We start from the raw sequence: 17,272 nt of genomic DNA on the forward strand, positions 1-17,272 counted from the left end.
GGTTATTCCAGCAGCCATTCGTCCCAACGGTCGCGCAACTCGTCCATATGCTCGGCCCAGAAAAGCGCGTCGGTGACGAACTGCACCTCCATATTCGCCGGGTAGGTGGGCAGGTTGGCGCCGACCTCTTCCGGCAGGTAATCATAAAGCTGCGGCAGCATCGCCGGATAGGCGACCATTTCGGCGAATTGCGCGGCGCGTTCGGCATCGGTCAGCATCATGCGCAGGTATTCATGCGCGGCATCCGCCATCTGTGTGCCCCGGATGATCGCCATATACGACGGCTTCAGCGCGCCGCCCTGCCAGACCATATCAACCGGCACCCCTTCGGCCTGCAACTGGGTGATGCGGCCATTCCACGCCGAGGTATAGGCCACCTCGCCATCGGCCAGCATCTGCACCGGCTGCGCGCCCGCTGTCCACCAGGCGGTGACATGCGGCTTGATCTCATCAAGCTTGGCAAAAGCGCGATCAACGCCTTCATCGGTGGCGAGTTGCTCATACAACTGATCAAGCGGCACGCCATCGGCCAGAAGCGCGAATTCCAGATTGTCCATGACCGAGTTCTGCAGCGCGCGCTGACCGGGGAACGCCTCCACATCCCAGAAATCAGCCCAGGAGGTCATGCTTACCCCCTCCGGCAGCCGGTCGGTGCGCACGGCCAGAACTGTGGAATAGGTCGCCACCACGGCAGCATCCTCCAGCCGGGCGGCATCGGGCAGCAGGGTGTCCGGGTCGGCGCGCGCCCAGTCGATGGGTTCAAGCCAGCCGTTGGTGGTGGCGATGGCGTAATCTACCGGCGTCAGTTCGGCGACATCCCAGACGGTGTTACCCGCCCGCATCATGGCTTGCAGCGCCGAGGCCCGGTCGCTGGTGGCCAGCGCGTTGACCGGAATGCCGGTGGCCGCGGTGAAGGGCTGGTCATAGAGCATGTCCATCACCTGCGCGAGCCCGCCGCCCGAACCTGCCACTGTCAGCGTATCGGCCGTGACCGCCTGTGCGGCAAAGCCTGCCAGCGGCAGGGCCAGCGCGGCGGCGATGATCTGTCTTCTGTTTCTTGTGGTCATTTCTTCCTCCCTTGAAGAATGGTCAGTCGTTCAGCGTCACGATATCTGCCGGGGCGCAGCCCATCACGGTCTCCTGTCCCGGGGCGGGGCAGGGGGTGTCACCGGCGCGGGGCACGGCAAAGCGCAGCACCTGCCCGTCCGGCAGCCGCAACCGCCCCTCGATACTGGCGCCGAGAAAGGTCAGATCCTCGATCGTACCGGAAAGCCGGATATCGCCGGGCTGCGGAGACAGGTGCAGCCGCTCGGGCCGGATCGAGGCCCATGGTGCCGCGCCGGGCGCGCGCCAGCCATGACCGCTGATCTGTTCCAGCGTGGCGCGGGGGATGATATTGGTGCGGCCGATGAAATCAGCGACAAAGCGGGTGGCGGGGCGGTCATAGATGGCCTGCGGCCGGTCGATCTGGCACAGGCGGCCCTCATTGAGCAGCGCCACGCGGTCCGACAGCGACAGCGCCTCGGACTGGTCATGCGTGACAAAGATCACTGTGGTGCCCAGCGTGGCATGGATGCGTCGGATCTCATCGCGCATTTCCTCGCGCAGTTTCAGATCAAGCGCGGACAGGCATTCATCCATCAGCAGCACCGGCGGTGCGGCGACAATCGCGCGGGCAAGGGCCACACGCTGACGCTGGCCACCCGACAGCGCGGCAGGCTTGCGATCGGCCATGCCTGACAGATGCACGGTTTCCAGCGCCGCGCCGACCCTGCTGCGCATATCACTGCGCGTGGCCCTGCGCATCCGCAACGGGAAGGCCACGTTGTCAAACACGCTCATATGGGGAAAGAGCGCGAAATTCTGAAACACCATGCCGACATTGCGCCGTTCGGGCGGCAGCGCACCAACGGGGCGGTTGTCGATGAACACCTCGCCCTCGCTGGCCTGCGTGAAACCGGCGAGGATGTTCAGCGCCGTTGTCTTGCCCGATCCGCTGGGACCAAGCAGTGTCAGAAACTCGCCCGCCTTCACCTCCAGTGTCAGGCCTGCCAGCGCGATGGCCCCGCCGTAGCGCTTGGAGACATCCCTGAACGACAGCGGAGCGTTGTGTTGTGGCATCACTTCCCCGGTTTATGACACTTTGTCTATTTATGACGTTGATGTCATTTTTATTCTGTGTCAACCATTTTTCATGACCCACAGTGATCCTGCCAGCCGGCCCCGCCCAGAGCCCTACTTGCCGCCGCCGGGCGCGCTCGATATGGTGGCGCTGCTGAATGCGCGGTTGTTGCGGGTGCGGGGCAGGCCGAAACGGGCACGTACCCGCGCGCGCATCCTTGCCGCCACCGCCGAGGAAATCGGCGTTTCGGGGTATCCAGCGCTGACGGTTGAGCGGATCTGCGCGCGTGCCGGAATGGCGCGGGGCACCTTCTATCTGTACTTCTCGCACCGTTCAGACGCCGCGATGGCCGTTTACCGGCTGTTCTGGGCAACGATGCGCCGGTGGCGCCCCCGGCATCTGGCGGTCAACCTGTCGGAACGCGTACGTATGACCAACGCGTTCTATGTGGCGACCTATGCGCGCAACCAGCACCTGCTGGGCGGGCAGATTGCGCTGGCCAGCGAGCGGCCTGATTTCGCGCTGGTCCGCGACACGGTCAACCACCGCTGGGCACAGGTTATCGCGCGGATCCTGCCCGCGTCGCTGGGCGATGATGCCCGCGTCCTGCGCGCGCGGGCGCTGGCCGGGATGGTGGATGAGCTGCTGCGCGACATCTACAGCCAGCCGTCGCCGACACTTGCGCACTGGCGCGACCAGCCGCTGGAGCTGGCGCATCACATCTCGGAAATCTGGCTGGCGGTGATCCGGCGCGACGCCTGAGCGTTGGCAGCATCGGCGCCGTTGACAAGTGAGGCGCCTGATGCGGGGTTGAAAAGGGGCGGTCGTGTGAACGACCGCCCCTTTTCCTTGCTCAACGGTCGGTGACGCGCGTGTAGGTTCCCAGTGCCCGCGAGTGATACGGACGCAGGAGATCGGCGAATTCGACCTGCGAGTTGTAAACCCGCGCAAAGAATTCGTTGCTGTCCAGATAGTTCTGGATCACCCCGTTCTGGGCCTCGATGAAGGCGGAAAAGTAATCCTCGGGGGTATCGAGAACATTGATCCCCTCCTCCTGATACTGGGCAATCGCGAGCGCGTTTTCATGCATGTTGACTGCCATGGTCAGCGTCACATTCTGCATCACCGCCGCCTCGACGATGGCTTGCAGATCCTCGGGCAGGCTGTCCCACCAGGTTTTGCTGATGATCAGTTCCGCGACCGAGGTGTGCTGATGCAGGCCCTGCAGGTAATAGTAGTTCCAGACCCGGTGCAGGCCCAGATTGCGGTCATCTGCCGGGCCGATCCATTCGGCCGCGTCAAGCGTTCCGCGCTGTGCGGCAGGGACCAGTTCGCTGCCGGGAAGAGCGATGGCGGGCACGCCCATGGCGTTATAGGTCTCACCCGAAATCCCCGGTGGCACACGGAAGCGCAGCGCGCGCAATTCGTCCATGTCGCCAAACTCGCGCGAGAACCAGCCCAGCGGCTCAGGCCCCATGGGCTGCATCAGAAACGCCTCGACATCCAGACCCATGACATCCTGCATCAGTTCGCGATACAGCTCACGCCCTCCGCCAGAGTAGTACCAGGACATCAGAACAGTCTGATCCATGCCGACACTGGCCGGGACATTCGAGAACAGCACATAGGCCGGGTGCAGCCCCGACCAGTAGTGCGGCCAGGCGTATCCCGCCGTGATCACGCCGCCATCGACGGCTTCCAGCAGTTCGAACGCACCGATTTCGGCACCATCGGGCAGAACATGGGTCTGGATGCGCCCGCCGGACATCCGCTGAAGGCTTTCGGCGAAGTCTTCGGTCAGCCGGAAATACAGGCTGGAATTGGGCACGGCGGTGTGAATGTCCATCCGCCAGGTTTCCTGCGTATGGCCCGGCGCGGGTGCGCCCAGCGTCAGAACAGAGGCAAGCGCCACCGCGCCGGCCCCCTTGATCAGTGAATGCGTCATCTTCTTCCTCCTCCTGTTGTGTCACGTGACCCCGGCCGCCGCGCTAGTTGAGCACGCCCGGCAGCCAGAGGATGATCTGTGGAAAGGCGATCAAGAGGCCGACCACGAAAAGCTGCAACACCACGAACTGCATCATGCCCAGGTAGATGTCGCCCATGCTCCAGCTTGGCACGACGCCTTTCAGGAAAAACGCCGACAGACCCATGGGCGGTGTCAGCCATGAAGTTTGCAGCGTGACGGCCACCAGAATGGCGAACCACAAGGGGTCAAAGCCAAGCTGCACCATGGAGGGCAGAAAGATCGGCACCACGACAAGGACAATGGGTATCCACTCCAGTGGGGCGCCCAGCACAAAGACGATGCCGAGCATGATCACCAGCATCACCAGCGGCGAGAAAGGCAGGCTCGTCAGGAAGTCTGTCAGCAACGCCGCGCTGCCCAGCCGTGAGAACACCGCGCCGAAGAAATTGGCCGATGCCAGCAGGAACATGATCATCGCGGTCAGCAGGATGGTGTTGTAAACGCAGTATTTGAACGCCTCCCAGGTCATCTTGCGATAGAGCAGCGCCAGCACCAGCGCCGCGAGCGCGCCGCAGGCCGCGGCATCGGTGGGTGTGGCCAGACCTGAGACGATGGCACCCAGCGTGGCGCCGATGATCCCCACCACCGGGACGATGCCCAGCATCAGTTCCTTCAGCTTTTCCATCAGCGTGGTCTCGCCCAGTTCCGCGAACGAGACCGGCGGGCCAAGCTCGGGGCGCAGGTAGCTGCGGATCAGGGTGTAGAGGATGTAAACCGTCGACAGCAGCAGCCCCGGAATGATTGCCGCGGTGAACAGGTCAGACACCGGCACACCGATCACCGGCCCCAGCACGATCAGCAGGATCGAGGGCGGGATAAGCACCCCCAGCGTGCCCCCCGCGCCGATCGCCCCGGCTGACATGCGCGTGTCATAGCCGCTGGCCGTCATGATCGGCGCGGCCATCACCCCCAGCACGGTAACGGAAGCCCCGACAATGCCGGTCGCCGCCGCAAACACCGTCGCCACGATCAGCACCACCAGATAGAGCGAGCCGCGCACCCGGCCCAGAAGCAGGCGCAGCGCCATGAACATCCGCTCCATCAGGCCCGAGCGTTCAAGCAGGAAGCCCATGAACAGAAACAGCGGAATTGCCGCCATGGTGGTGTTGCGCATCAGCGCGAAGAACTGGAACTGCAGCAGGTTCACCACCCGCTCGCCCATCCCGAAATAGCCGAACACCAGACCAATGAAGATGAAGGTAAAAGCCATCGGATAGCCCGCGAGAATACCTACAAAAAGCAGGCCGAGAGAGATAAGGCCAAGGATCGGTTCGCTCATGATACAGAGGGCTCCTGCCAGTAGCGGCGGTTGGTGGCTATGGCAAAGCCGCTTTTGAGCAGCTCGGAAAAGCCCTGGATCAGCAAGAGCGCGCCGGTGACCGGCATCACGGTTTTCAGCGGATAGATGATCGGCATCATCGGGCTGGAGGGCAAGCGCTCCCCACGCTGCCAGGACACCGCCGCATAATCCCAGGTGACCATGGTGAACATGTAGATCGCGGGGAAAAACAGGCAGATGATGAACAGCGCGTCGATAACGCCTTGCGTGCGCGGCGAGAGGACATTGAACAGGAAATCCGCCCGGACATGCGCGTCGCGGCCAAGCGTATAGGCGGCGCCCAGCATGAACATGGCTGCGTAGAGCATGTAGGTGGCGTCATAAGCCCAGATTGTGGGCCGGTTGAACGCAAAGCGCGCAACCACCTCATAGACCAGCGCAAACATCATCGGCACGATCAGCCAGGCGGCAGCCTTGCCCACGATGATGCCCGGCAGATCCAGAAGCGCGGTAACGCGGCGCAGGCGATGCTCGGCGGGCGAGGGGCTTCTTACCATGAGAGGAAGCCCGCCATCAGCGCAACGCCCCGGCCCGGGCATGTCGCTGCGGGCGACCAGACACCGGGTGCCGATTCGAAATCAGTACTCATTCCGTTCCTCCCAGACAGAAAATGAGACTTGCAATATCAATATTGCTTGATTTACGCTTTCATGCAACAGAAATAATCCAGACCAATACATGCCGGGGAGCGATGGACAGCCTTGAATTCGACTTCATTGTGATCGGTGCCGGATCAGCCGGATGTGTCGTAGCAAACCGGCTGAGCGCCGACCCCGGCACCCGCGTTCTGCTGCTGGAGGCCGGGGGGCGGGATACCAGCCCCTGGATTCACATCCCCGTCGGGTACTTCAAGACCATGCACAACCCTGCCGTGGACTGGTGCCTGCGCACCGAGGCTGACCCGGGCCTGAACGGGCGCAGGCTGGAATGGCCGCGCGGCAAGGTGCTGGGCGGTTCATCCTCGCTCAACGGGCTGATCTATGTACGCGGTCAGCCCGCCGATTATGATCGCTGGGCGCAGATGGGCAACACCGGCTGGGGCTGGGATGACGTGCTGCCCTATTTCCGCAAATCCGAGGATCAGGAGAATGGCGAAAGCCCGCTGCATGGGGCAGGCGGGCCGCTGGCGGTGTCGAACATGCGCCTGCGTCGGCCGGTCTGCGATGCCTGGGTGGCGGCGGCGCAGGCGGCGGGCTATCCGTTCAACCCCGATTTCAACGGCCCTGACCAGCACGGCGTCGGCTATGCCCAGCTGACGGCGCGCAAGGGGCGGCGCTGTTCGGCGGCGGTGGCGTTTCTGCGGCCCGTTCGCAACCGTCCGAACCTGCGCATTCTGACCCGGGCGCAGACCACGAAGCTGGAGATCGTGGGCGGGCAGGTGACCGGGGTGCATTTTGTCGATGCGGGCGGCAAGCCGCATCTGGCCCGCGCGCGCGCTGAGGTGGTGCTGTGCGCAGGCTCCATCGGCTCACCCCATCTGCTGATGCTGTCGGGCATCGGAGACCCTGACATGCTGGCGGCACAGGGGATCGACGCGCGGGTGGCCGCCCCCGATGTGGGGCGCAACTTGCAGGACCATTTGCAGGCGCGGCTGGTTTTCAAATGCAATGAGCCCACGCTGAATGATGAGGTGCGCAGCCTGTTCGACAAGGCCCGGATCGCGGCGGAATACGCGCTGTTCCGCACTGGCCCCATGGCCATGGCCGCCAGTCTGGCGCTGGCTTTCCTGCGCACAAGGCCTGAGGCGGCAACCCCTGACATCCAGTTCCACATTCAGCCCTGGTCCGCCGACAGCCCGGGCGCGGGGGTGCACCCGTTTTCGGCCTTTACGGCGTCGGTGTGCCAGCTCAGGCCTGAGAGCCGGGGGTGGCTGAACCTGACCTCGGCTGACTACCGGGTGCCGCCGGCAATCCATCCGAATTATCTGGCGACCGAGGGGGATTGCGCGACCATTCTGGCCGGGGTGCGGGTGGCACGGGCGATCAGCGCGCAGGAGCCGCTGAAATCCCTCATCAGCGCGGCGCACAGCCCGGCGGATGATGTGCTGGATGACGCGGCCCTGCTGGACTGGGTGCGCAACACCGCAACCACCATCTACCACCCCTCCGGCACCTGCCGCATGGGCACTGACCCGCGTGCCGTGCTGGACCCGCAACTGCGTTTGCGCGGGGTCAAAGGGCTGCGGGTGGCGGATTGCTCGATCATGCCTGAAATCGTGTCCGGAAACACCAATGCCGCGGCCATCATGATCGGTGAGAAAGTCAGCGATATGATACTGGCGCAGCGGCGCTGAACTGGTTCAGGCGACCAGAATGCTGGCGATCCGCTCTGCCGCGCGCTTCATTTCGGCGACATGGCCATGTGCGGTGGCGATGTCCAGCCGCTGGCAGGGCGCGTGGAACGACAATGTTCCAAAGAGCCGCCCTTCGATCATCACGCCGACCGAAAGGCCGATCATTCCTTCCATGAATTCCTGATCGTCGATGGTGAAACCCTGCGCGCGGAAGGTATCAATCTGGGCTTCAAGCTGGTTCAGGTCGGTAATCGTGCGGTCGGTGAAGCGCTTGATTTCGATGAGTTCCAGCAGCCGCCGCAGCCTGGCAGGCGGCAGCGAGGCCAGATAGCATTTGCCGCTGGCCGTGCAGTGGAACGGCACGGTGCTGCCAACCGGCGGCAGGTTGAAGCGCAGCGGCCATTTGGTCTCGGCGCGCTCGACATATTTCATGCCGGTGCGCTCGGGCATCGAATAGTTGCAGGTCTCGCCGATCAGTTCCGACAGCGCCTGAAGGACCAGCAGCACTTCGTTGCGCTGCTGGGGTGCCGTGGTGATCATGACCGCCAGCTTCCTGAGCCGGGGTGCGGGCGCATATTTGCGACCGTCCAGAGTGCGCTCCAGAAAACCCTCCTGCTCAAGCGTGACGAAAAGCCGGTGGAGGGACGGTTTTGGCAGATCGATGCGGCCGTAAAGATCGGCGGGTGTGACCGGGATGCCGATGGCCGCGATCTCCTCCAACAGAACCAGCAGGCGCAGATTGGTCGGGATGCTTCGGGGTGTCGGGCGTGTGTCTGAGGGCACGGCACAGCCTTTCTTGCGGTGGGCAATGAATAACTGAATGCCCTATACAAGCTGGCGTTTGCGATGGCTACTGCCCGCAGCAGTCGTGGACCCACGCCAGACGCAGGAGGGTGGGACGCCTCGGAAGGCACCCACACTGAACCGCAGGCGGCGCGCATCCGCAACGGTTTAGCCGCCGCCCGGGGAGGGCCCCGCGGGCGCAGCTTATGCGCTGGCGATCAAAGGCCTTTTGCCTGCGCGATCATACCAGCCGCCGACAGCCTGCTCATAGGCCAGCCCGATACGAAAGACGTCAACCTCGGCCCAGGGGCGGCCAACGATCTGCATTCCGGTGGGCACCCGGTTGGCGGCATGTCCGGTCGGAACGGCAAGCACCGGACAGCGGCCAAGCATGTTAAAGGGCAGGGTCATCATCCAGCCGTAACGCGGGTTCACCGGCTCACCGTCAATAACGGGCACATCGCACGACCAGTCGTAATCGGCCTGAACGGCGGGCAAGCCGTTGGTGGGGCAGATCAGCGCGTCAAAACGCTCAAAGACCGGGCCGAGGGTTGCATACATCTGCCCGGCGGACTGATAGCAGCGTGCCAGAGCGGTGCCGGGCACTTCGGCGGCCAGCGTGATCAGGGCGTTCGCATAGGTGGTAAGTTCCTCTTCCCTGCCCGATGCGAGGTCGCGCAGCACGTTCCCCATCAGCAGTTTCAGATAATCAAGGCCGTGCTCAAGCCATTCTGCCTGCCAGCCAAGGTCCACCTCCTCGACGATTGCGCCAAGATCACGCAGCACATCAAGGGCGGCTTCGGTGTTGCGCCGCACCTCGGGCTCGACGCGGTAGATGCCCAGATCGGGCGACCATGCGATCTTCATACCGCGGATCGACTCCGGCTGGCGGGAAATATGGGGAACATCCCGCTGCGTGGCGATATCAAGAGGGTGCGGCCCGGCCATCACCCCGAACATCAGCGCGGTATCGCCGACACTGCGTGCCATCGGACCCTGATGGCAGAAGATATCCAGATTATAGGGCGGCTCTTCGGGCACGCGGCCATAGGCGGGCTTCAGCCCCACCACGCCACTGGCCGAGGCCGGAATGCGGATGGAGCCGCCGATATCCGAGCCTGAGGCCAGCGTACAGCTTCCCGCCGCCAGCGCCGCGCCGGCCCCGCCCGATGATCCGCCCGGCGTGAAATCCAGGTTCCACGGATTGCGGGTGATACCCCACAGCCGCGACCATGTGTATCCGGCACAGGAGAACTCCGGGGTGGCGGTGCGGGCATGAACGATCGCCCCGGAATCCAGCAGACGCTGGTTGACTGGGGAGGTGTAGTCGGGGATCGTCCCTTCCAGCAGAAGGGAGCCGTTTGAAAGCGGTTTCCCCTTGATTGCGCCCTCATCCTTGACGGCAAGCGCCAGCCCGTCCAGCTGCCCGGCAGGCGCGCCCTGCATATACCGGGCCTCGGCGGCGCGCGCCAGCATCAGCGCCTCGTCGAAATGTGTGTAGGTCAGCGCGTTTACCTGACCTTCGACCATTTCGGCGCGGTCGATGACGGCCTGCATCAGCTCGACCGGCGACAGCGACCTGTCGGCAAATCGGGTCAGCGCCTCGGTCGCAGTCATGTAGCAAAGGTCTTCGTCCGCCATGGGGGCAATCTCCAGCAGGGTGTCACGCGGCTTCGGCAGTGTGTGGCAATACGGGCTTACTGCATCACTTCCATCCACATGCGGGCATAGAGATCCATCACCGCCGGATCGCAGATCAGCATCAGTTCGCCCGCCTCCACCAGATCATCCGGAATGATGATTTCCGGCGCGTTCAGCAGTTCTTCGGGCAGATAGGCCTCAGAGCCGGTAATGGAATTTGCATAGCCGGCGAAGGCCGTGATCAGCGCGGCGTTTTCGGGGTCCATGACGAAGTTCATGAACAGCCGGGCATTGTCGACATTGCTGGCGTCCGCCAGTACCGCGACGCTGTCCATCCACAAGGGATACCCCTCGCGCGGGTAGCCGTAATGCAGGTCCGGATTGGCCGCACGCATCCGCAACGCGGCACCGTTCCAGGTAACCGTCGCCAGAAGATCCTCGCCCACCATCGAATCGAGGCTGCCATAATCGATGGAGATCCAGTGTTCTTTCGCGGCCAGAAGTGCCTGGTGCGTAGCGCGCAGGACATCACGATCATCGGTGCACCAGTCGCCGCCAACATAGCGGATAGCCAGAAACAGGATATCGGCAAGCTCCGGCACAACATTGACACGTCCCCGCAGCTCGGATGGCGGGTCAAGGAAGATGGCCGACGTGTTGATATCGCCGTCATAGGCTGAAGTGTTCACCGTAACGCCGGTACTGCCCCACAGCCACGGCACAGTGTAGCGGCGCTCAGGGTCAAAGGACGGGCTGCGGAACCGCTCATCGACATGGATGAAATTTTCCATTTCGGCGGGATTGGTCTCCAGAAGCAGACCTTCCTCGATCCAGACCGGCGTGACTACGGCGGCAGGAACGACGATGTCAAACCCATGCCCCCCCTGACGGATGCGGGCGATTGCCGTGTCACTTGAATCATAATCGGTGATGGTGACGCGAACGCCGTGAGCTTCCTCAAAACGGTCGATCAGCGTGGGGTTCGTGTAGTTTCCCCAGGTGTAAATATGCAGCTCGCCGTCTGCCAGGGCGGGCCCCGCCAGAACGGCAAGCCCCGCGGTGAGAAGCCAGTCCTTCAGTGTCATGCGCTTACTCCCTGTCTTGCCCCTGGCGGGCGGTGGTTGTTTTCAAAGGGGTGTCGGGTCAGGCCACCCGGACCCCTTGTCGCACAAGGTCATCCGTGGTCAGCCGGATGCCCTGCTCAAGAATATCGAACATCTGGTCGACTTCGTCGTGAGAGATAATCAGGGGTGGCGAGAAGACACACATGTTCAGGAGCGGTCGCACGATCAGTCCCAGTTTGCGGCAATGCGCGTCAATCAGATCACCGACAGCCTTGTCCAGCGCCAGCGGTTCTTTCGCGTCCCGGTCAGCCACGCATTCGACACAGCCCATCAGCCCCATGCCGCGCGTATCGCCTACCAGCGGAAGGGCACCCAGTGCGGCCAGCCGTTCCTGAAAATGCGGGGTAAGGGTGCGAACATGTTCCAGAATGCCCTCACGCTCGATGATCTCGATATTCTTCAACGCGGCCGCCGCGCTGACCGGATGGCCGGAATAGGTGAACCCGTTGGAAAAGACCGCGCCCTGTGACGCCGCGCCGGAAATGTCGTCAAACAGCCGCTCGGAAATGATGCAGGCCCCCAGCGGTGCGTATCCCGATGTCAGCCCCTTCGCGCTGGTGATGATATCCGGCACCATCCCGAACACCGCCTCTGACGCAAACCAGTGCCCAAGCCGCCCGAAGCCCGTGACCACCTCATCGGCAATATAAAGCACATCATGACGGCGACAGATTTCAAGGCAGCGCCGGTGATAACCCTCGGGGGGGACAATCACGCCGCCCGAAGCCAGAATCGGCTCTGCGATGAAGGCCGCCACGCGATCAGCACCCAGCGACAGGATCGCATTCTCCAGATCGGCAAGCTTCGCCTCCAGAAACGCCTCGACGCTTGTTCCGGCGGGGCGGCGGTAAGGATTCACATCGGGCAGGAAATGCACCAGCGCGTCGGCATGGTCGAACCAGTTGCGATCACGCTCTTTCCCGCTGACACTGGCCGAAAGATAGGTTGACCCATGATAGGCCTTTTGCCGGGTGATGAATATTTTCTTCCCGGCCCTGCCCAGCAGGTTGTTGCGGAACTGCACGAAACGCAAAGCGGTATCCACGGCGGTCGACCCGCCGGTCGTGAAAAACACCCGGTTCAGATCGCCGGGCGTGCGTTGTGCAATCACGGCGGCCAGCCGGGCGCTGACCGGGCTGGTGCTGGAAAACGGCGAGAAATAGGCCATCTCCTGCGCCTGATAGGCCATGGCCTCGCCAATCTCTGCTCGCCCATAGCCAACCTGAACGCACCACATGCCGCCGGGCCCGTCGATGCGGGGGCGTCCGTCCCCTTCGGTCACATGAATCCCGCTTGCACGTTGGGCCACCATGCGCCCGCCCGTGCCCAGATCTTCCATCGACTCCCAAGGGTGGACAAAATGCCGTGCATCCAGATCGGCGATCATCTTGGAAAGCATGGCGCAGCTCCTGATGGCGTCTAAAAATGAACATACGTTCATACAATTTTATTGCACCTCAGGTTTGAAGATGTCAAGTGGTTTGACCGGAACCCCGCAGAGATTTCAGGCGATGAAGAAAAAAGACGAGGAAAGCGGCACCACCCCGCCGGAAACCGCGCCAGAGGGTCTGCGTGACCGCAAGAAGGCGCATCACCGCAGCCTGCTGATCGAGGCCACCGGGGAGGCGGTTCTGAATCACGGGGTCCGCGGCGCCACGATTGACCGTATCCAGCAGATATCAGGCCTGTCGCGCGGGATGATAAGCCTGCATTTCGGGTCCAAGGAAAACCTGCTTCTGGCCCTGATCGAGCAACTGGCCGAGGAATACACCCAGAACTGGCGCGCTGCCGTCGATCAGGGAAACACCGATCCGGCCTGGCGGCTTGTAACCTTGATGCGGGCCGATTTCGCACCCGCCGTTCTGAACCGCCGCAACATGGTGATCTGGTTCGCCTTTCGGGCTGAAGCGCCCTCAAATCCGCAGTACCGGCCCTTTGTCGATTCGCGTGAAAGCAATTTCCGCCGGGCAATGACCGAAACCTGCCGCACGCTCGCCGGGCCCGGAAATGAAGCGCTGGCAGATCAGCGGGCCTATGCCCTTACCGCCTTGCTGGAGGGGATGTGGGCGGATTTTCACCTCAATCCCGAAAGCTTCAACCGCGCCGAGGCTCTGGAAACCTGCATTCTGGTCGCCCGCCGCCTGTTCCCCGATCACACTTTCTGAAACTGCACCGCCTTTTGACTGACCCCTGACATCGCCAAGATCAGCACAGCCAACGGTGTCTTTCAGTCGCGCCGCGATGGCAGGAAGCGCCGGTTCAGAACTGTGGAGACGGGTCCAGGGCAATATCGGCGAGTGTCGAGCGATCAAGGTGAGCAAGAAATGCCGCTTCGGCGGCGCGCAGACGCGCCTTGAGCCGACAGCGGCCGTCAAGCACACAGGCCCCGCTGCCTGTGCCGAGACATTCGACCAGAGGCTGGCCCTCTTCCAGTAACCGGATAACGGCACCAAGCATGATCTCGTTGGCCGGACGGGCGAGTGCGGCACCGCCGCCGCCGCCACGCCGGGTCACGATCAGACCGGCACGGGCGAGGTGTTGCATGATCTTGGCCAGATGGTTGCGCGACAGTCCGAATTCCTCGGCCAGTTCGGCGGTTGAGAAGGCGCGCCCGGGCGCGCTGGCCATGCGCATCAGCATCCGCAATCCGTAATCAGTGAAGGTGGTGAGGCGCATTGTCGCTGCTTTCGAATAGGCATTTACAATACCTATTAGCAACCATACCCTCGATCGCAAGCAAGAAATGACACAAATGATCATGAAACCGCCCAGCAATTCGCCCGATGACTCATCCGCCCGGCCTGACCTTACGGCGGCCATAGGGGCGGCGACGGGGCTTGATGACGCTGTGCTGCGCGCCCTTGTGCATGGCTTTTACAGCAAGGTCCGTGGCGACCCGCTCCTTGGCCCGGTATTCGCAGCACGCATCACCGACTGGGAACCCCATCTTGAACGGATGGTGGCCTTCTGGTCCTCGGTGGCGCTGATGACTGGTCGCTATCATGGTCGCCCGGTGCCTGCGCACCTGCCGCTTCCCATCAACGCGTCGCATTTCGCGCGCTGGCTGCAACTCTTTCGTGAGACGGCGCAAGAGATCTGCACTCCTGAAGGAGCAGCGCATGTCATTGCGCGCGCCGAGCGGATCGCGCGTTCCCTGCAAATCGCTGTGGCGGAGGCGCAGGCCGCCCCCGGTGCCGTGCCCTCACTTATCTGACGAAAGGATATCCCGATGGCTGATACCCCTCCGATTCATGACGCTGCCGAACTTACCCGCTACATCGAGGCACGCTACCACGCGCGCCACCGCGAGCAGCTGCCGGTTCTTGCTGCGATGGCCGGAAAAGTGGAATCCGTGCATGCTGGCAGCGACGGTGTGCCCAAGGGGCTGTCCGGGCTCTTGCACCGGATGATCGGCGAAATGGAAGTGCACATGAAGAAGGAGGAGCTGATCCTTTTTCCCGCTATCCGCAAAGGCGGTGGCCCGGGCATTGAAAACCCCATCGCCGTGATGCGCGCCGATCACGACAGTCATGCGCTTGAGGTGGCCGAGATCCGGCGTCTGACCGGCGGCCTTACATTACCTGCGGGCGCCTGCGGAACCTGGACCCGTCTGTATGAAGGAATCGCCGGGTTCGTTGAGGACCTGACCGAGCATATGCGTCTGGAGAATGACGTGCTGTTTCCGCAGTTCGAGCCCGGGAGTGTGGCGGGGGCGGGCAATGAGCGGACAGAGTGACCGACCCGGTCGCTTCGCCTCACCGCCCTGCATGGCGGGCGAGGTGGCGCCGGATTATTTTGACCCACTCGGCACTGATCCTGAACAGGCGCGCGATGTGGCGCGTTGGCGTCGGGCAGAAAGGATACGGCTGGCCGGACTGAGGGAGGGTCTGGGCCAGACCGGGCGGGCGCAGGTCTCGGTGGAGATCAGCGCGCATCTGGCAGGGGTGCTGGCTGCGCGCGGGGCAGGGCAGGGGACGGTCGTATCCGGCTACTGGCCGATCAGGGGAGAGCCTGACCTGCGCCCGCTTCTTGGGGAATTGCATCGCGCGGGCGTCACCATCGCCTTGCCGGTGGTGGAAACCCGCGCGGCACCGCTGGTTTTTCGCCGCTGGACGCCGGAAACCCGCATGATCCGGGGCGACTGGAACATTCCGGTCCCCCCGCCCGGGGCTGAGGTGCTGGTGCCCGACATGACACTGGCGCCCTGCCTTGGATGGGATGGCGGCTGTTACCGGCTGGGCTGGGGCGGCGGATATTTCGACCGCACGCTGGCGGCGCTGAGCCCGCGCCCGCTGGCCATCGGCATCGCGCTTGCGGCTGCGCGCCTGTCCACGATCTTCCCCCAACCCCATGATATCCCCCTCGATGTGATCGTGACCGAGGGCGGAATTGCAGCCGAAAGGACGGCCCGGTCATGAGCACCGAAATTCGCATGACACCGCAAGCCCCGTTGCCCGGCGCCGCCGTGGCTGCGCGTCTGGCCTGCGCCATGGCGCAGCCGGTCCTGTCGCGCGTCGTGCGGCGCATGGCCCTGCGGCACCCGTCGCTGTTCGCGCGTCTTGGCCCGCATCAGGGCACCGATTTTCTGATCGACCCGGTGGAGCTTCCCTTTGCCCTTCATCTGCGCCCAGACCCACAGGCGCTGATATTCCGCGCCGTGCCGCGCGATGCCGCGCCGCAGGCGGGCGCGGTGATCCGGGGCCGCTTCATGCTGCTGCTGGAACTGGTCGATTCAGAGGAAGACGGCGATGCCGCCTTTTTCTCGCGCGATCTTGAGGTCTCCGGCGATACCGAGGCGGTGGTGCGTTTGCGCAACGCGCTTGACGATGTCGAGGGCTCGGTTGCCGAGGATGCCGCCGAAATGTTTGGTGCCCCCGGTCGCGCCATTCTCGCGCGTCTGCGCCGCAGCTATGCCACATCACAGAAAGGACCGGCCCCCCGATGAGCCTGGCTGAACTGATCTGCCCGGCGGGCACCCCCGCCGCCCTGCGCACCGCCGTCGATGCCGGTGCCGATGCCGTTTATTGCGGGTTTCAGGATGCGACCAACGCGCGCAACTTTCCCGGCCTCAACTTCACCCCCGATGAACTGGCCGGGGCTGTCGCCTATGCCCACGCCAAGGGCAGCAAGGTGTTGCTGGCGCTCAACACCTATCCGCCCGCAGGCAAGGTGGACCTCTGGCGGCAGGCCGCCGATCTGGGCGCGCGCTTTGGCGTTGATGCGTTCATCGTGGCCGATATGGGTGTGGCCGATTACATCGCGCGCACCTATCCTCAGGCTCGGCTGCATCTGTCGGTGCAGGCGGCGGCCTCGTCGCCCGAGGCGATCCGGTATTATTGCGCGCATTTCGGGGTAAAGCGCGTGGTCCTGCCGCGTATCCTGACGATCCCCGAGATCCGGCATATCCGGCGTGAGATCCCCTGCGAGATCGAAACTTTCATCTTCGGCAACCATGGCCTGATGGTGGAGGGGCGGTGCAGCCTGACCAACTACCTGACCGGGCAATCGACCAATATGGATGGCGTGTGTTCCCCTGCCTCAGACGTGGAATACACCCGCGATGCCGATGGATCGATGTCATCGCGCCTTGCGGGCTTCACCATCGACCGTTTTGAGGCCGGGGAAATGGCGGGCTATCCCACCATCTGCAAGGGCCGCTACATCGCACCGAACCGTCCTGAGGGCTATTATGCGTTTGAAGAGCCGGTCAGCCTGAACCTGTCGCGCCTGTTGCCCGAGCTGATCGACGCGGGCGTGCATGCCTTCAAGATCGAGGGGCGGCAGCGGTCAAAAAGCTATGTCCGCAATGTGGTGTCAGCCTTCCGGCAGGCGGTCGATGATATCCGCGCCGGGCGCGCGGCCAATATCGCCGATCTGATCGCCCTGACCGAGGGGCAGAAACAGACGCAGGGCGCGTTCGAGACGAAGAAATGGCGGTGAGAGC

The 17,272-nt window shown here is 63.4% G+C and carries 18 protein-coding genes; 8 read left to right on the forward strand and 10 right to left on the reverse strand.

Going from position 1 to position 17,272, the window contains the following annotated elements; all coding sequences use genetic code 11:
- Window positions 1–2: 2 nt before the first annotated feature.
- Window positions 3–1,067, reverse strand: coding sequence for an ABC transporter substrate-binding protein (locus V7Q53_RS01375; protein WP_333826571.1), 1,065 nt, complete (start codon window positions 1,065–1,067; stop codon window positions 3–5).
- Between the two features lie 22 nt (window positions 1,068–1,089).
- Window positions 1,090–2,121: an ABC transporter ATP-binding protein gene (locus tag V7Q53_RS01380; protein ID WP_333826572.1), complete on the reverse strand. Its 1,032-nt coding sequence runs from the start codon at window positions 2,119–2,121 to the stop codon at window positions 1,090–1,092.
- Window positions 2,122–2,239: 118 nt separating this feature from the next.
- Between V7Q53_RS01380 and V7Q53_RS01385 the strand changes: the two genes are divergently transcribed.
- Window positions 2,240–2,884 (forward strand): TetR/AcrR family transcriptional regulator, encoded by a 645-nt coding sequence (locus tag V7Q53_RS01385; protein ID WP_333826573.1) that lies wholly within the window; start codon window positions 2,240–2,242, stop codon window positions 2,882–2,884.
- Between the two features lie 91 nt (window positions 2,885–2,975).
- On the opposite strand, the gene V7Q53_RS01390 is transcribed toward V7Q53_RS01385, so the two are convergent.
- The 3 genes from V7Q53_RS01390 to V7Q53_RS01400 are packed head-to-tail and all read right to left on the reverse strand — an operon-like array spanning window position 2,976 to window position 5,984.
- Window positions 2,976–4,067 (reverse strand): TRAP transporter substrate-binding protein, encoded by a 1,092-nt coding sequence (locus tag V7Q53_RS01390; RefSeq protein ID WP_333826574.1) that lies wholly within the window; start codon window positions 4,065–4,067, stop codon window positions 2,976–2,978.
- Window positions 4,068–4,110: 43 nt separating this feature from the next.
- Complete coding sequence (locus V7Q53_RS01395; RefSeq protein WP_333826575.1) at window positions 4,111–5,427, reverse strand: TRAP transporter large permease; 1,317 nt, start codon at window positions 5,425–5,427, stop codon at window positions 4,111–4,113.
- Entirely contained in the window at window positions 5,424–5,984 is a 561-nt protein-coding gene (locus V7Q53_RS01400) for a TRAP transporter small permease subunit (protein WP_333826576.1), read from the reverse strand. The genes V7Q53_RS01395 and V7Q53_RS01400 overlap by 4 nt, the downstream gene beginning before the upstream one ends.
- A gap of 194 nt (window positions 5,985–6,178) precedes the next feature.
- On the opposite strand from V7Q53_RS01400, the gene V7Q53_RS01405 reads away from it, so the two are divergent.
- The gene (locus tag V7Q53_RS01405) at window positions 6,179–7,780 is read left to right on the forward strand and encodes a GMC family oxidoreductase (RefSeq protein ID WP_333826577.1); all 1,602 of its coding nucleotides are present in this window, start codon (window positions 6,179–6,181) and stop codon (window positions 7,778–7,780) included.
- A gap of 6 nt (window positions 7,781–7,786) precedes the next feature.
- On the opposite strand, the gene V7Q53_RS01410 is transcribed toward V7Q53_RS01405, so the two are convergent.
- The 4 genes from V7Q53_RS01410 to V7Q53_RS01425 all read right to left on the reverse strand — a co-directional run bounded on the left by V7Q53_RS01410 (window position 7,787) and on the right by V7Q53_RS01425 (window position 12,727).
- Window positions 7,787–8,563, reverse strand: coding sequence for an IclR family transcriptional regulator (locus tag V7Q53_RS01410; protein WP_333826578.1), 777 nt, complete (start codon window positions 8,561–8,563; stop codon window positions 7,787–7,789).
- 204 nt (window positions 8,564–8,767) lie between these two features.
- Entirely contained in the window at window positions 8,768–10,204 is a 1,437-nt protein-coding gene (locus tag V7Q53_RS01415) for an amidase (protein WP_333826579.1), read from the reverse strand.
- A 56-nt stretch (window positions 10,205–10,260) separates the two neighbouring features.
- On the reverse strand, window positions 10,261–11,289 hold the full coding sequence (locus V7Q53_RS01420) for an extracellular solute-binding protein (protein ID WP_333826580.1): 1,029 nt from the start codon (window positions 11,287–11,289) through the stop codon (window positions 10,261–10,263).
- Window positions 11,290–11,347: 58 nt separating this feature from the next.
- Window positions 11,348–12,727: an aminotransferase gene (locus V7Q53_RS01425; protein ID WP_333826581.1), complete on the reverse strand. Its 1,380-nt coding sequence runs from the start codon at window positions 12,725–12,727 to the stop codon at window positions 11,348–11,350.
- Window positions 12,728–12,839: 112 nt separating this feature from the next.
- Here V7Q53_RS01425 and V7Q53_RS01430 point away from each other — a divergent pair, with 112 nt between their 5' ends.
- A complete protein-coding gene (locus V7Q53_RS01430) occupies window positions 12,840–13,493 on the forward strand; it encodes a TetR/AcrR family transcriptional regulator (RefSeq protein WP_333826582.1) in 654 nt (217 codons plus the stop codon).
- Window positions 13,494–13,587: 94 nt separating this feature from the next.
- On the opposite strand, the gene V7Q53_RS01435 is transcribed toward V7Q53_RS01430, so the two are convergent.
- Window positions 13,588–14,004, reverse strand: a complete 417-nt coding sequence (locus V7Q53_RS01435) for an Rrf2 family transcriptional regulator (RefSeq protein WP_333826583.1) — start codon at window positions 14,002–14,004, stop codon at window positions 13,588–13,590.
- 76 nt (window positions 14,005–14,080) lie between these two features.
- On the opposite strand from V7Q53_RS01435, the gene V7Q53_RS01440 reads away from it, so the two are divergent.
- From V7Q53_RS01440 to ubiU, 5 genes are read left to right on the forward strand one after another with little or no spacing between them, the layout of a single operon-like run.
- Window positions 14,081–14,542 (forward strand): group III truncated hemoglobin, encoded by a 462-nt coding sequence (locus tag V7Q53_RS01440; RefSeq protein ID WP_333826584.1) that lies wholly within the window; start codon window positions 14,081–14,083, stop codon window positions 14,540–14,542.
- A 15-nt stretch (window positions 14,543–14,557) separates the two neighbouring features.
- A complete protein-coding gene (locus V7Q53_RS01445; protein WP_333826585.1) occupies window positions 14,558–15,064 on the forward strand; it encodes a hemerythrin domain-containing protein in 507 nt (168 codons plus the stop codon).
- Complete coding sequence (locus tag V7Q53_RS01450) at window positions 15,048–15,746, forward strand: 5-formyltetrahydrofolate cyclo-ligase (RefSeq protein ID WP_333826586.1); 699 nt, start codon at window positions 15,048–15,050, stop codon at window positions 15,744–15,746. Before V7Q53_RS01445 ends, V7Q53_RS01450 begins: the two co-directional genes overlap by 17 nt.
- Entirely contained in the window at window positions 15,743–16,273 is a 531-nt protein-coding gene (gene ubiT, locus V7Q53_RS01455; RefSeq protein WP_333826587.1) for a ubiquinone anaerobic biosynthesis accessory factor UbiT, read from the forward strand. Before V7Q53_RS01450 ends, ubiT begins: the two co-directional genes overlap by 4 nt.
- Window positions 16,270–17,268, forward strand: a complete 999-nt coding sequence (gene ubiU, locus V7Q53_RS01460) for a ubiquinone anaerobic biosynthesis protein UbiU (protein WP_333826588.1) — start codon at window positions 16,270–16,272, stop codon at window positions 17,266–17,268. Before ubiT ends, ubiU begins: the two co-directional genes overlap by 4 nt.
- Window positions 17,269–17,272 lie beyond the last annotated feature (4 nt).

The sequence above is a fragment of the Pararhodobacter sp. genome (genome assembly GCF_036802785.1).
GTDB lineage: Bacteria > Pseudomonadota > Alphaproteobacteria > Rhodobacterales > Rhodobacteraceae > Pararhodobacter.

What these genes read in the sequence shown, in the direction of transcription:
- V7Q53_RS01435 (WP_333826583.1), bottom strand. Translation starts at nt 14,004, where the DNA reads ATGCGCCTCACCACCTTCACTGATTACGGATTGCGGATGCTGATGCGC.
- V7Q53_RS01425 (WP_333826581.1), bottom strand. Translation starts at nt 12,727, where the DNA reads ATGCTTTCCAAGATGATCGCCGATCTGGATGCACGGCATTTTGTCCAC.
- V7Q53_RS01380 (WP_333826572.1), bottom strand. Translation starts at nt 2,121, where the DNA reads ATGCCACAACACAACGCTCCGCTGTCGTTCAGGGATGTCTCCAAGCGC.
- ubiT (WP_333826587.1), top strand. Translation starts at nt 15,743, where the DNA reads ATGAGCACCGAAATTCGCATGACACCGCAAGCCCCGTTGCCCGGCGCC.
- V7Q53_RS01390 (WP_333826574.1), bottom strand. Translation starts at nt 4,067, where the DNA reads ATGACGCATTCACTGATCAAGGGGGCCGGCGCGGTGGCGCTTGCCTCT.
- V7Q53_RS01415 (WP_333826579.1), bottom strand. Translation starts at nt 10,204, where the DNA reads ATGGCGGACGAAGACCTTTGCTACATGACTGCGACCGAGGCGCTGACC.
- V7Q53_RS01445 (WP_333826585.1), top strand. Translation starts at nt 14,558, where the DNA reads ATGGCTGATACCCCTCCGATTCATGACGCTGCCGAACTTACCCGCTAC.
- V7Q53_RS01430 (WP_333826582.1), top strand. Translation starts at nt 12,840, where the DNA reads ATGAAGAAAAAAGACGAGGAAAGCGGCACCACCCCGCCGGAAACCGCG.
- V7Q53_RS01405 (WP_333826577.1), top strand. Translation starts at nt 6,179, where the DNA reads ATGGACAGCCTTGAATTCGACTTCATTGTGATCGGTGCCGGATCAGCC.
- ubiU (WP_333826588.1), top strand. Translation starts at nt 16,270, where the DNA reads ATGAGCCTGGCTGAACTGATCTGCCCGGCGGGCACCCCCGCCGCCCTG.
- V7Q53_RS01395 (WP_333826575.1), bottom strand. Translation starts at nt 5,427, where the DNA reads ATGAGCGAACCGATCCTTGGCCTTATCTCTCTCGGCCTGCTTTTTGTA.
- V7Q53_RS01400 (WP_333826576.1), bottom strand. Translation starts at nt 5,984, where the DNA reads ATGGTAAGAAGCCCCTCGCCCGCCGAGCATCGCCTGCGCCGCGTTACC.
- V7Q53_RS01440 (WP_333826584.1), top strand. Translation starts at nt 14,081, where the DNA reads ATGATCATGAAACCGCCCAGCAATTCGCCCGATGACTCATCCGCCCGG.
- V7Q53_RS01450 (WP_333826586.1), top strand. Translation starts at nt 15,048, where the DNA reads ATGAGCGGACAGAGTGACCGACCCGGTCGCTTCGCCTCACCGCCCTGC.
- V7Q53_RS01420 (WP_333826580.1), bottom strand. Translation starts at nt 11,289, where the DNA reads ATGACACTGAAGGACTGGCTTCTCACCGCGGGGCTTGCCGTTCTGGCG.
- V7Q53_RS01375 (WP_333826571.1), bottom strand. Translation starts at nt 1,067, where the DNA reads ATGACCACAAGAAACAGAAGACAGATCATCGCCGCCGCGCTGGCCCTG.